This window comes from Lapillicoccus sp. (assembly GCF_036559105.1).
Lineage (GTDB): Bacteria > Actinomycetota > Actinomycetes > Actinomycetales > Dermatophilaceae > Lapillicoccus.
On the sequence record NZ_DATBTV010000140.1, the window covers coordinates 1 to 12916 of the forward strand.

The following is a 12916-nucleotide window of genomic DNA, read 5'->3' on the forward strand; positions in this document are numbered from 1 at the left end:
CTGCCGAGAAAGCTGGTGCGGCGCGCCAAATTCGGTCACGACGCCGGCATGGCCGCAGCTCACAGTCTCTTCGACGAGTCACCACGGCCAACTGCGATCGTCTGCGGCAACGACGTTCTCGCGCTCGGCGCCCTCTCGGCGGCCCGACAGCGAGGGCTGCGAGTGCCCGAGGACCTCACGGTCGTGGGCTTCGACGACATCGCGGTGGCCGGCTGGCCGATTGTCAACCTGACGACGGTGCGGGTCGATCTGGACCTACTAGCCGCCACCGCCGTAGAGATGTTGCTGGTCGAGATCGGCTCTGATCGGAACGACAGCCGAACCAGGACAGTGCAACGGCGGATCCCGGTGGAGACTCGCTTGCGGGGCACGCACGGCCCGGCGCCGGGCCCGTGAAGCCCGGGCTTGACGTCCGCTGGACGAATTTCGCGGGCGCCTGCCCTGTCGGGTCAGGGCGTCGAGGTCGGCGTGCTCGGGCTGCTTGCCGTCCTCGACTTCGGGCACGGTCGGATCTGCCTAGATCGAGCAACCGGTCTCAGCATCGGCCTCATCCACTACCCCGGAATCCCCCTGATGGTCACCGAGAACGGCGCGGCCTACCCCGACGTCGTCTCGCCCGACGGCCGGGTCCATGACGTGGAGCGGACCGAGTACGTGCGGCGGCACCTGGCCGCCGTCCGCGACGCGATCGACGCCGGCGCCGATGTCCGCGGGTACCTCCTGTGGTCCCTGCTCGACAACTTCGAGTGGGCCTGGGGCTACGAGCGGCGGTTCGGGATCGTCCACGTCGACTACCCGACGCAACGGCGGACGGTCAAGGACTCCGCCCGGTTCTACGCGGACGTCATCAGGGCCAACACGCGCCGATGACTGACGTACCACTCAGTCGAGGCAGAACTCGTTGCCCTCGACGTCCTGCATCACGAGGCACGACTCGTTCTCCTCATCGGCCAGTAGGAGCTGGAAGCGGGTCGCACCGAGCGGGATGAGGCGTGCGCATTCGGCCTCGAGGGCGGCCAGGCGCTCCTCACCGACCATGCCCGTGCCGACGCGCACGTCGAGATGCACCCGGTTCTTGACGACCTTGCCCTCGGGCACGCGCTGGAAGAACAGACGCGGGCCCACCCCGGTGGGATCGACGCAGGCGAACCTCGACCCCTGGTGCTCGGGCGGTTGTGCGCGGTCGACGTCCTCCCACGACGCGAAGCCCTCGGGAGGCGGTGGGACGACGTACCCCAGCACCTCGCACCAGAAGCGGGCCACGCGCTCGGGTTCGGCGCAGTCGAAGGTGACCTGGAACTGCCTGACCGTTGCCATCGGTCCACCGTAGGGGCGGGGACCGACGACCGCGATCAGATATGCCGGCGGCTGGTGACGACGCGGAACCGGTTGGCCACGTAGGCGGCGTCGGTGTATGCCGAGTTGGCCGCCGGGTTCGCCCCCGTGCCGTGGTAGTCGGAGAAGGCGGAGGTCTGGTTGACGAAGACCGGCCCGGTGAGGTTCTCCGAGAGCGAGACCCCCGCCTCCGCGGCCGCATCCCGCGCGGCCTCGAGGACGTCCTCGGACGTGGACCACACCGCTGCGGTCATCGCGCCGTGCTCGCGCACCGTCTCGACGAACCGGTCCAGGGACTGCTCCGTCGACGTGGTCCGGATCAGGAACGTCACCGGGCCGAAGCACTCGCGCGTATAGACCTCCTCGCTGGAGGCGTCCAGGGCCACCAGCCCCGGGGCACGGACGACGGCCTCGGGGTACGCGGGATGGCTCACCGACCGCGGGGCCAGCACCACCGAACCACCGCCGCGCTGAGCCAGCTCCTCGACCCCGGCCGCGTTGGTCCGCACCTGGTCGTTCACCGTCGCGCCGAGGATCTCCACGGCGCGGGCGTCGTCGCTGGTGAGCTTGCCGATGGCCGCCGCCAGCCGGTCGCTGAGCTCCTCGAAGGACAGGTGACCCTCGTCGGTGTCGATGCCGTCCTCGGGCACGTAGACGTTCTGGGGAGTCGTGCACATCTGTCCCGAGTACAGCGCCAGCGAAAAGGCCAGGTTGCCCAGCGCCCCGCGGAGGTTGTCGGTCGAGTCGACGACGACAGTGTTGACGCCGGCCTTCTCGGTGAACACCAGCGCTCCGCGAGCGGCGCCCTCGCGCTCCAGCCACTCGCCGAACCGCGGGCCGCCGGTGTAGTCGATGATCGCGATCTCGGGCCGCTCGGCCAGGGTCTTGGCCAGGCCTTCACCGTCGGCCTCCACGGCCAGCTGCACGAGATCTGGGTCGAAGCCGTTCTCCCGCAGTACAGTTCGCGCGACCTCCACCGTGATGGCCAGCGGCAGCACCGCCTTGGGGTGGGGCTTGATGACGACCGGGTTGCCGGTCACCAGCGAGGCGAAGATCCCGGGGTAGGCGTTCCAGGTCGGGAAGGTGTTGCAGCCGACCACGAGGGCCACGCCGCGCGGGACGATGCGGTAGTCCTTGACCATCCGGATCGGCGCGTCCTTGGCCGGCTTCTCCCAGGTCACCGACGTCGGCACCCGCTCCTGCTCGACGAGCCCGGCCACGATCGCCTCGACGGCGCGGTCCTGGGCGTGCGGACCGCCGGCCTGGAAGGCCATGACGAACGGCTGGCCCGACGTGTGCATCACCGCGTTGGCCAGCTCGAAGGCCCGGGCGTTGACCGCATCGACGACCTCCAGGCATACCGCCGCCCGGACCTGCGGACCGGCGTCGCGCCACGACGGCATCGCGGCGCGGGCGGCGGCCAGCGACCGGTCGACGTCCAGGTGTGGGTACTGGACCCCGAGGACCGGTCCGTAGGGCGAGACCTCCGACCCCACCCACGTGCCGTCGGTGGGCTGGTCGGCCAGCGCCGCATACCGACCGTCGAGGTGCGCCTCGTGGGCGACGAGCCCGTCCGCCGCGGCGGTCTCGCCGTAGACGCGCGGGGAGGGTGACTCGGGGTAGCGCGAGTAGTAACTGCGGGCGGCCAGTGCCGCGCGGGCCTCCGCCAGGGCGTCCGCGTGCTTCCCGAGCAGCGGGTGGTCGGTGGGCGTCGCCGTCGTCGTCACCGGGCCAATCGTAATGAGCCCAGCGCGTACCAGCCTCCTCGGCAGGTTCCACGCAGTCACAGGGAGCACACTGACCTCATGGGAACCACCGGCGTCCACACCGTGCTGTGGCGCAAGGGCGAGGTCACCGACCAGGACTTCTCCCTCGACGACATCTCGGAGCACCTCGAGGAGGAGGACTCCCTGGTCTGGGTCGACATCCTCGAACCGGACCACGGCGTCCTCCAGAAGCTCGCCGAGGAGCTCAGCCTCGACCCGCACGCCGTCGAGGACGTCGTCGAGGACGCCAGCCGCCCCAAGGCGACGATGCACGCGCACCACTCCTTCGTCAGCGTGTACGCGACCCATCTCGACCACCCGGGCAACGGGCCCATGGAACCCGACCAGGTCCTTGCATCCCGGCTCCAGCTCACGAAGATCTCGGCCTTCGTCCTGCCGCGCGGCATCGTCACCGTCCGCGACAACGACGTGTTCGACGTCAAAGAGGTCGAGAAGCGCTGGGAGGACAACGCCGACCTGTTGCACCTCGGGGGTGGAGCGCTGCTCCACGGGCTCCTCGACGTCATCGTCGACGGGCACTTCGACACGGTGCAGCAGCTCGACGACGCCATCGAGTCGCTGGAGGACGGGCTCTTCGCCGAGAACGAGCAGACCCGCACGACGCAGCAGCGGACCTTCCGGATCCGCAAGGAACTGGTCGAGCTGCGCCGGGTCGTCCTGCCGATGCGCGAGGTGGTCAGTGCCGTGCTCCGCCACCGCACCGAGCTGCACAAGGACGGCAACGAGCTCGACGGCTGGTTCTCCGACCTCTACGACCACGCGATCCGGGCGGCGGAGTGGAGCGAGTCGCTGCGCGACATGCTCACCTCGATCTTCGAGACCTCGCTGTCGCTCCAGGACGCCCGGCTCAACACGGTGATGAAGAAGCTCACGGCCTGGGCGGCCATCATCGCCATACCGACCGCCGTGACGGGATGGTTCGGCCAGAACGTGCCCTACCCGGGCTTCAACCAGCCGTCCGGCGTGATCGCGTCGACGGTGATCATCCTGGGCATCGCGGTCAGCCTCTACGTCGTCTTCAAGCGCAAGGAGTGGATCTGAGCCACCCCGTCCAGGTAACCGCCGGTTTGGCAGGATGGGCGGCATGACGACGGACGGTCCTCGAGGCAACGTCGCCGTTGTCGGTACCGGCGCCATGGGCGCGGGGATCGCCCAGGTCGCCGCGATGGCCGGGCACCAGGTCTACCTCCAGGACGCCGGTGCGGACCGGGCCGCGGCTGCCGTCGAGGGCCTCGGTCAGCGCCTGGCCGACCTCGCCGCCAAGAGCCGGATGACCAGGGAGGAGGCCCGGGCGGCGGCCGACCGTCTGCAGGTCGTCGCCGACCTCGCCGACCTGCCGGAGTGCGAGCTGGTGATCGAGGCCGCCGCCGAGGACCTCGAGGTCAAGCAGTCGGTGTTCGCCGAGCTGGGCCGGACCCAGCCGCCCACCACGCTGCTGGCCACCAACACCTCGAGCCTCGACATCGACGCCATCGCCGAGTCGGTCCACGACCCGGAGCGGGTGATCGGGCTGCACTTCTTCAACCCCGCGCCGGTGATGCGGCTGGTCGAGGTGGTCCACGGCCAGTCCAGCGCCCAGACCTACGTGGACTTCGCCGCCGACCTGGTCGCGTCCTGGGGCAAGACCCCGGTCCACTGTGCGTCCACGCCGGGGTTCATCGTCAACCGCGTCGCCCGGCCGTTCTACGGCGAGGGGCAGCGGATGCTCGACGAGGGCCTCGCCGACGCCGCCACGATCGACGCGTGCCTGCGGTCCGCCGGGTTCCGGATGGGGCCGCTCGAGCTGACCGACCTCATCGGGCAGGACGTCAACCTCGCTGTCGGCACGAGCGTCTGGGAACGGACCGGTCAGGACCCCCGGTATGCGCCGGTGCAGCTCCAGCGCGACCTCGTCGCCCAGGGTCGGCTCGGCCGCAAGACCGGGCGCGGCGTCTACAGGTATGCGGCGGACGGCCGCCCGACCGACGCCGACCCCGACGAGCGCCGGGTCGACGAGCTGGTCGGTGGACCGGCCCGCACCGACCCGGTGGCCCGCACCGTGGCCATGCTGGTCAACGAGGCGGTGGACCTCGTGCACCGTGGCGAGGCCTCCCCCGAGGACGTGGACACGGCCATGGTGCTCGGCACGTCCTACCCGAAGGGGCCCGTCGCCTGGGGTCGAGAGCTGGGATACGACTACGTCCGCACCGTCCTCGCCGAGCTCGACGACGCATACCCGGGTGGACGGTACCGACCCAGTCCGGCACTGGACGGCGATCGGTGACGGACGCCGAGGTGGACCTCGGCCACGTCCGCCGGATGTGGGACGACGACGGCGCCTCCGCGCACCTCGGTATGGAGGCCACGGTCGTCGAGGTCGACCACGCCGTGGTCCGGATGACCGTCAGCGATCACATGGTCAACGGTCATGACATCGCGCACGGCGGCTACCTCTTCACGCTGGCCGACTCGGCTTTCGCCCTGGCCTGCAACTCCCGGGGCGTGCTCACGGTCGCCGCCGGGGCGGACATCACCTTCGTCACGTCCGCCCGCCTCGGTGACGTGCTGGTCGCCGAGGCCCGGGTCCTGGTGGACTACGGCCGCAGCGGGATCACCGACGTCACCGTGACCCGGGAGGCGGACAGGGCGGTCATCGCCGAGTTCCGTGGGCGGTCCCGGTCGCTGCCCAACCGGTGATGTCACATCCGGCCGGCGGGCCGTGTCTCATCGTCATGAACACCTCCACCGCCCGCATCCCCCTCGTCGACGACAGCAACCTGCTGGTCAAGGCGATGAACTGGTACACCCGCCGTCAGTTCGGCGCGGTCATGGAGCCCGCCCTGGCGATGGCCCACAACCGCAAGGTGCTGACCTCGACGATGCGGTTCCAGAGCGCGACCAACCGATGGGACGCCCTGGACGGGTCGCTCAAGCACCTCGCCGCCTTGAGCGCCGCGGCCACCGTCGGGTGCAGCTGGTGCCTCGACTTCGGCTACTGGGTGTCGTTCGCCGTGGGCGTGGACCGGGCCAAGCTCGAGGCGATCACCGACTGGCGCCACAGCGACGTCTTCACCGACCTCGAGCGTCGGGTGATCGAGTACGCCGAGGCGATGTCGACCACCCCGATGGGCGTGACCGACGAGATGGTGGCCAGGCTGCTGGAGGACCTCAGCGAGGCGGCGGTCGTCGAGCTCACCGCCGCCGTCGCCCTGGAGAACTTCTACAGCCGGTCCAACTCGGCGCTCGGGTTCACCAGCCAGGGGTTCAAGGAGAAGTGCGACCTGAAGCCCACGCATGTCTGAGTCTGCCGACGAGGAGGTCGCACGCCAGTTCGAGGACCTGCGACCCCAGCTGGTCGGCGCCGCATACCGGGTTCTCGGGAGCGCGGCCGACGCGGAGGACGCGGTCCAGGAGACCTGGCTGCGCTGGGCGGCGGCCGACCGGAGTGAGGTGCGCGACCCGCGGGCCTACCTGCTGACCGTCGCGACCCGGCAGGCGCTGAACCGCGTTCGTCAGCAACAGAACCGGCGCGAGGACTACGTCGGGCCGTGGCTGCCCGAACCGGTGTCGACCGACCGTGGTCCCGCCGAGAGCGTCGAGCTGTCCGACTCGGTGTCGATGGCCATGCTCGTCGTGCTCGAGTCGCTGTCGCCGCTGGAACGGGCCGCGTTCGTGCTGCACGACGTCTTCGGGCTCAGCTTCGCCGAGGTGGCCACGACGCTGGACCGGTCCGAGGCCGCGGTGCGGCAGCTGGCCACCCGCGCCCGCGGCCATGTCCACTCGCGACGTCCGGAGGTGGTCGACCGGAAGCGGCACGACGCCGTCCTGGACCAGTTCATCCAGCACCTGACGACCGGGGACATGGACTCGTTCATGGCCCTGCTGGCCCCCGACATCGTGCTCGTCACCGATGGTGGCGGGATCAAGCGGGCGGCACTGCGGCCGATCCACGGCCCGGAGAAGGTGGTCCGGTGGCTGGTCGGGGTGCTCAACCGGCCGGACTACACCGGCGAGACGCGAGTCGAGGTCGCCCGGCTCAACGACGAGACCGCGATCCTGCTGTATGCGGATGACGAGCTCGACACCGTGGCCTTCTGCACGGTCGAGGACCGCGGCATCACGGCCCTCTACTTCGTGCGGAACCCGGTCAAGCTCGGGCGGGTCACCGGCACGACGGCCACCTTGGTCGACTGATTCCGTCGGGGCCCCCGCGAAGTATCGGAGCGAAGCGGAGAACTTCGTGGGGTGAGTCAGCGGAGGTCCTGGACGCCCTCGTCGGTCAGCTCGTCCGGCTCGATGACCAGCGGGTTGAGCACCCGGTGGAGGAACGACTTCGTCCGGGACTCCTGTGGGTCGCCGATGACCTCCGCCGGAGAGCCCGACTCGACGACGTAGCCACCGTCCATGAACACCACGCGGTCGGCGACCTCGCGGGCGAACGCCATCTCGTGGGTGACGATCATCATCGTCATGCCCTGGTTGGCCAGGGACTTCATCACGGCGAGGACCTCGCCGACCAGCTCGGGGTCGAGGGCCGAGGTGGGCTCGTCGAAGAGCATCAGCTCGGGGTCCATCGACAGCGACCGGGCGATCGCGACGCGCTGCTGCTGACCGCCGGAGAGCTGCGCCGGGAAGGCGTCCTCCTTGTGGGTCATGCCGACCCGTTCGAGGTTCTGGCGCGCCACCTTGTCCGCCTCGGTCTTGCTGCGACGCAGCACCTTGGTCTGGGCGATGGTGAGGTTCTGCAGCACGGTCAGGTGTGGGAAGAGGTTGAAGGACTGGAACACCATGCCGATCCGCCGGCGTACCCGGTCGATATCGACGTCGGGGTCGGTCATCTCGTCGGCGCCGACGTGGATGGTCCCCGCCGTCGGGGTCTCGAGCATGTTCACGCACCGCAGCAGGGTGGACTTGCCGGACCCCGAGGGGCCGATGACGCAGACCACCTCACCGGTGGCGACATCGAGGCTGATGTCCTTGAGGACCTCGTTGGTGCCGAACGACTTCGACAGGCTCTGGATCGAGATGGCGGGCAGCTCGACGGCCGTGGGGACGCCCGGGGTGTCGGGAAGGGAGGGCATCGCGGTCACCGAGCCTTGGCGTAGCGCTTCTCGAGCGCTCGCACGAGGCTCGACAGCGGGAGGGTGATGATGAGATAGCACAAGGCCCCGACGATGAGCGGTGTGGGGTTCACGGTGCGGTTGAGGAAGTCCTGGCTGAACTTCGTCAGCTCGTACTGCGCGAAGGTCACCCCGAGGACGTAGACCAGCGACGAGTCCTTGACGAGCAGGATGATCTCGTTGGTGAGCGGCGGGATGACGACCCGGAAGGCCTGTGGCAGCACGATGCTCACCATCGTCCTCCCGTAGCTCATCCCCAGGGTGCGGGCCGCCTCGACCTGTCCCTTGGGCACGGCCTGGATGCCGGCCCGGATGGTCTCCGCCATGTAGGCCGCGGCGGTCAGGCCCAGCCCGACCATGACCTCCCCGTAGATGTCACCGGGGAAGTGGAAACCCGGGAACGCGTTGGGGATGCCGTACGCCACCATGAAGAGGACCACCAGCGCGGGCAGACCCCGGAACAGCTCGACGTAGGCGTTCGCGAACCAGCGGTACGGCCCGATGGACGACAGCTTCATCATGGCGATGATGAGCCCCAGCACGAGGCCGAAGATGAAGGCCAGCGCCGTGTAGATCAGGGTGTTCTTCAGCCCGATCGTGATGACGCTCGGCCACATCCGCTGGACGATGTCCAGCCGGAAGAACGCCGCGTTGAACTGCACCCAGTCGGTCTTGAGGGCGAGGAACAGGACGACGAGGATCCCGACGGCGTACTGGGCCCATCGGGTCAGCCGGGCGCGCTGACGCCGGCTCATCCGCGGTTTGGGAGGCGCTGCCGTGTCGAGGGCCATGGGCGAGCCCTTCCTCTCGTGAACTCAGCTGGTGAGTCAGGGCGACGTCGGCACGATAGCGCGACGGTTACTTCGGCGGAGCTTGACCGATCCACTTGGTGTAGAGCGAGGCGTAGGTGCCGTCGGACTTCGCCGTCGTGATGGCCTCGTCGACGACCTTCTTCAGGGCGTCGTTGCCGAGCTTCATGCCGAACCCGTACTGCTCACCGGTGTCGAACTGGGTCGCGACCTTGGTCGCCCCCTTGTCCTCCTTGATGGCCTCGGTCCAGACTGGCAGGTCGTTGATCGCGGCGTCGACCTGGCCCGTCGTCAGGGCTTGGGTCTGAGTCGCGAGGTCCTGGAACTCGACGATCGTGTAGCCGTTCGCGTCCGCCTTGGACTTCGCGTAGTCGAGACCGGTCGTCGCGGCCTGGGCGCCCAGCTTCTTGCCCTTGAGGTCGGCCAGCGTGGCGACGGTGGAGTCCTTCTTCACCAGCAGCGCCTGCGTCGCGTCGAAGTACGGCAGCGAGAAGAGGATGGCCTTCTTGCGCTCGTCGGTGATCGTCATGCCCGCGGCGGCGATGTCGCACTTGCCGGTGGACAGGTCCTGACCCGACTTGATGCCCTCGAACGGCGTGTCGACGATGGTCTGCTCGACGCCCAGCTTCTTGGCGACCAGGTCGATCATGTCGACGTCGAAGCCGATCGTCTTGCCCTGGTCGTCATTGGACTGGAAGGGCGCGTAGGGCAGGTGGGTGCAGGTCGTGATCTTGCCCGGGGCGATCAGGGTCACGCCGGCGGCCGCGGCTCCCCCGCTGGTGGCACCGGAGCCGCCGGAGCCCCCCGAGTCGGACGGGGTCGAGCCGCAGGCGGTAAGGCCGAACGCGGCGACCGCGGCGACGACGACGAGCGGGCGGAAGGCAACGCGAGGTGTCACAGGGGGGATCTCCTGGCTAGGGCGCCGGACCGACCCCGACGCTCAAGGCGGCATCATGGCACGCGCCGGCATCCGTGGGGGTATCTGCTCGGTTACAACGGCATACCATCGCGGCGTGGCCACCGGCGACGACACCAGGTACGACGACCTGCGGACGTGGAGCGTCGGGCGGCTCCGCTCGGAGCAGACGGCGCGGCTGCGGGAGACGCTACATGCGGCGTATGCCTCGGTGCCGCACTACCGGGCGGCGTTCGACGCCGTGGGGCTGAGGCCCGGTGACGTGCGCTCACTCGAGGATCTGGCGCGGGTGCCCTTCACCAGCAAGGAGGACCTGCGGGCGAACTACCCGTTCGGGATGTTCGCGGTGCCGCGCGAGGAGGTCGTTCGCGTCCACGCCAGCAGCGGCACGACCGGCCGGCCCACCGTCGTCGGGTACACGCGGGGCGACCTCGACGTGTGGTCGGAGGTCATGGCCCGGTCGATCCACGCAGCGGGCGGACGGCCGGGCGACATCGTCCACGTCGCGTACGGGTACGGGCTGTTCACCGGCGGCCTCGGCGCGCACTACGGCGCGGAGCGGCTCGGCTGCACCGTGGTGCCGGTGTCGGGTGGGATGACGGAGCGCCAGGTCCAGCTCATCCGCGACTTCGAGCCGCGGGTCATCATGGTCACCCCGAGCTACTTCCTCAGCATCCTCGACGAGATGGAGCGTCAGGGCCTGGACCCGAAGCAGTCTTCGCTGCGGATCGGGATCTTCGGGGCCGAGCCCTGGACCGAGTCGATGCGTCGCGAGGTCGAAGAGCGGACCACGATGGACGCGGTCGACATCTACGGTCTCTCCGAGGTGATCGGCCCCGGCGTCGCGCAGGAGGCGGTCGAGACCAAGGACGGGCTGCACATCTGGGAGGACCACTTCTACCCCGAGATCGTCGACCCGATCACCGGTGAGCCGGTCTCCGACGGCGAGCGCGGCGAGCTGGTCCTCACCAGCCTCACCAAACAGGCCATGCCCGTCCTGCGCTACCGCACGCGTGACCTCACCCGCCTGCTACCGGGGTCGGCATACCCGGCGTTCCGGCGGATGGAGAAGATCACCGGCCGCTCCGACGACATGATGATCGTCCGCGGCGTCAACGTGTTCCCGACCCAGGTGGAAGAGCTGGTCCTCGCGGAGTCCGGTCTGGCGCCTTACTTCCAGTGCGTACTGACCCGGCCCGGTCGGCTCGACGAGCTGTCCGTCCTCGTGGAGAGCCACGAGGTGCTACCCGAGCCGGACAAGGCCGTGGTTGCGGCCCGGCTGGTCTCGCGGATCAAGGACCGGATCGGCACGACCGCCCGGGTCGAGGTGCGCGACCCCGGAGGAATCGAGCGTTCCGTCGGCAAGGCCCGGCGAGTGGTGGACCAGCGCCCGCGCGACTGATCGCCCTCCCAGCTGGCTGGCCCCGACATGTGACCAAGGTCCCCTGTACCGGTCGCAATCCCACGACCTACCGTGGGATGACGAAGGTCCTTCTACGACCAGGGGGCAACGTGGACGCACTTGCGCTCGCGCGCTGGCAGTTCGCGATCACCACCGTCTACCACTTCCTCTTCGTTCCGATCACGATCGGGATGAGCGCCCTCGTGGCGTACTACCACGTGCGCTGGGTGCGGCACCGGGACCCGGCGGACCTGCGCCTCACGAAGTTCCTCGGCAAGCTCTTCACGATCAACTTCGCGCTCGGCCTGGTCACCGGCATCGTGCAGGAGTTCCAGTTCGGGATGAACTGGTCGGACTACTCGCGGTTCGTCGGCGACATCTTCGGCGCCCCGCTGGCCATCGAGGCGCTGCTGGCGTTCTTCCTCGAGTCGGTGTTCCTCGGCCTGTGGATCTTCGGGTGGGGGCGCCTGCCCGAGAAGCTGCACGCCGCGACGATGTGGATCGTCCACATCGGGACGGTCCTGTCCGCCTATTTCATCCTCTCGGCCAACTCGTTCATGCAGCACCCGGTCGGGTACCGGTTCAACGAGGCGACCGGACGGGCCGAGCTCACCGACTTCGGCGCCGTGCTCACCAACCCCGTGCAGCTGGTCACCTTCCCGCACACCATCACCGCGTCCTACATGGCCGGCGGCGCCGTCGTGCTCGGCGTCGGCATCTACCGGATGCGCCGTCGTGACGTCGGCGACGACTCACGGATGTACCGCCGGATGACCCGGACCGCCGCGATCGTGACCCTCGTCGCCGGACTCGCCGTGGCCTTCACCGGTGACCTCCAGGGCAAGATCATGACCGAGGTCCAGCCGATGAAGATGGCCGCGGCCGAGGCGCTCTACGAGTCCGCCGACAGCTGTGCGCCGTTCTCGTTGTTCACGATCGGGTCGTTGGACGGCACCCAGGAACGGTTCTCCGTCACCGTCCCCTGCCTGCTCAGCTTCCTCGCCACCGGCAGCTTCAGCGGCTCGGTCGAGGGGATCAACGACCTCCAGGCGCAGTACCTCCGACAGTTCGGCCAGTCCGGGAACCCGCTCGTGGCCGACGCGACGTACCTGCCCAACATCCCCTTGGCCTACTGGAGCTTCCGGCTCATGATCGGGGTCGGGATGCTGTCCGCCCTGGTGGCCCTGGTCGTCCTCTGGGCGACGCGTCGGGGCCGAGTGCTCACGCGCTCCGACAGTCGCTGGGACCGGCTCTGGACCTGGGCCGCCGTGCTCACCCCGCTGATGCCGGTACTCGGGGCGGCGTTCGGCTGGATCTTCACCGAGACCGGCCGACAGCCCTGGCTGGTCTTCGGGATGATGACGACCGCAACCGGGGTCTCGCCCTCGGTCTCGGCCGGTGAGGTGCTCACCTCGATGATCGTCTTCACGCTGCTCTACGGCGCGCTGGCCGTCGTCGAGGTCAAGCTGTTCCTCCACTACGTCCGCAAGGGCGCCGAGGAGTTCGTCGAACCCATCCCTCCGGACCAGACCGACGACGACGCCCCGCTCGTCTTCGCGTACTGACGG

Annotated in this window: 13 protein-coding genes and 1 pseudogene; 9 read left to right on the top strand and 5 right to left on the bottom strand. The window is 69.2% G+C overall.

Features of this window, described 5'->3' with window-relative positions; all coding sequences use genetic code 11:
- Together VIG79_RS17050 and VIG79_RS17055 are read left to right on the top strand one after the other, a co-directional pair.
- Positions 1-396, top strand: a 396-nt coding sequence (locus VIG79_RS17050) for a substrate-binding domain-containing protein (RefSeq protein WP_331887771.1), incomplete at its 5' end; no start/stop codon positions are given.
- Positions 397-555: 159 nt separating this feature from the next.
- Positions 556-870, top strand: a pseudogene (locus VIG79_RS17055) (family 1 glycosylhydrolase); the annotation flags it as partial.
- A gap of 12 nt (positions 871-882) precedes the next feature.
- Here the strand turns inward: VIG79_RS17055 and VIG79_RS17060 are convergent.
- Together VIG79_RS17060 and paaN are read right to left on the bottom strand one after the other, a co-directional pair.
- Positions 883-1317 (bottom strand): VOC family protein, encoded by a 435-nt coding sequence (locus VIG79_RS17060; RefSeq protein ID WP_331887773.1) that lies wholly within the window; start codon positions 1315-1317, stop codon positions 883-885.
- A 35-nt stretch (positions 1318-1352) separates the two neighbouring features.
- Positions 1353-3062 carry a phenylacetic acid degradation protein PaaN gene (gene paaN / locus VIG79_RS17065; protein WP_331887775.1) on the bottom strand — a complete coding sequence of 570 codons (1710 nt, stop codon included), beginning with the start codon at positions 3060-3062 and terminating at the stop codon, positions 1353-1355.
- Between the two features lie 78 nt (positions 3063-3140).
- Here paaN and VIG79_RS17070 point away from each other — a divergent pair, with 78 nt between their 5' ends.
- The 5 genes from VIG79_RS17070 to VIG79_RS17090 are packed head-to-tail and all read left to right on the top strand — an operon-like array spanning position 3141 to position 7295.
- Complete coding sequence (locus tag VIG79_RS17070; protein ID WP_331887777.1) at positions 3141-4163, top strand: magnesium transporter CorA family protein; 1023 nt, start codon at positions 3141-3143, stop codon at positions 4161-4163.
- Positions 4164-4206: 43 nt separating this feature from the next.
- Positions 4207-5385, top strand: coding sequence for a 3-hydroxyacyl-CoA dehydrogenase NAD-binding domain-containing protein (locus VIG79_RS17075; protein ID WP_331887779.1), 1179 nt, complete (start codon positions 4207-4209; stop codon positions 5383-5385).
- Positions 5382-5798 (top strand): hydroxyphenylacetyl-CoA thioesterase PaaI, encoded by a 417-nt coding sequence (paaI, locus tag VIG79_RS17080; RefSeq protein WP_331887781.1) that lies wholly within the window; start codon positions 5382-5384, stop codon positions 5796-5798. The genes VIG79_RS17075 and paaI overlap by 4 nt, the downstream gene beginning before the upstream one ends.
- A gap of 35 nt (positions 5799-5833) precedes the next feature.
- Complete coding sequence (locus VIG79_RS17085; protein ID WP_331887783.1) at positions 5834-6403, top strand: carboxymuconolactone decarboxylase family protein; 570 nt, start codon at positions 5834-5836, stop codon at positions 6401-6403.
- Entirely contained in the window at positions 6396-7295 is a 900-nt protein-coding gene (locus VIG79_RS17090) for an RNA polymerase sigma-70 factor (RefSeq protein ID WP_331887785.1), read from the top strand. Before VIG79_RS17085 ends, VIG79_RS17090 begins: the two co-directional genes overlap by 8 nt.
- A 56-nt stretch (positions 7296-7351) precedes the next feature.
- Here the strand turns inward: VIG79_RS17090 and VIG79_RS17095 are convergent, their stop codons facing one another.
- The 3 genes from VIG79_RS17095 to VIG79_RS17105 form a co-directional block, all read right to left on the bottom strand.
- Complete coding sequence (locus VIG79_RS17095; protein ID WP_331887833.1) at positions 7352-8182, bottom strand: amino acid ABC transporter ATP-binding protein; 831 nt, start codon at positions 8180-8182, stop codon at positions 7352-7354.
- A gap of 5 nt (positions 8183-8187) precedes the next feature.
- A complete protein-coding gene (locus VIG79_RS17100) occupies positions 8188-9012 on the bottom strand; it encodes an amino acid ABC transporter permease (RefSeq protein ID WP_331887787.1) in 825 nt (274 codons plus the stop codon).
- 67 nt (positions 9013-9079) lie between these two features.
- A complete protein-coding gene (locus tag VIG79_RS17105) occupies positions 9080-9928 on the bottom strand; it encodes an ABC transporter substrate-binding protein (RefSeq protein ID WP_331887789.1) in 849 nt (282 codons plus the stop codon).
- Between the two features lie 115 nt (positions 9929-10043).
- On the opposite strand from VIG79_RS17105, the gene paaK reads away from it, so the two are divergent.
- Together paaK and VIG79_RS17115 are read left to right on the top strand one after the other, a co-directional pair.
- Complete coding sequence (gene paaK / locus VIG79_RS17110) at positions 10044-11348, top strand: phenylacetate--CoA ligase PaaK (RefSeq protein ID WP_331887791.1); 1305 nt, start codon at positions 10044-10046, stop codon at positions 11346-11348.
- A gap of 110 nt (positions 11349-11458) precedes the next feature.
- Positions 11459-12913: a cytochrome ubiquinol oxidase subunit I gene (locus tag VIG79_RS17115; RefSeq protein ID WP_331887793.1), complete on the top strand. Its 1455-nt coding sequence runs from the start codon at positions 11459-11461 to the stop codon at positions 12911-12913.
- The last annotated feature ends 3 nt before the right edge of the window (positions 12914-12916 follow it).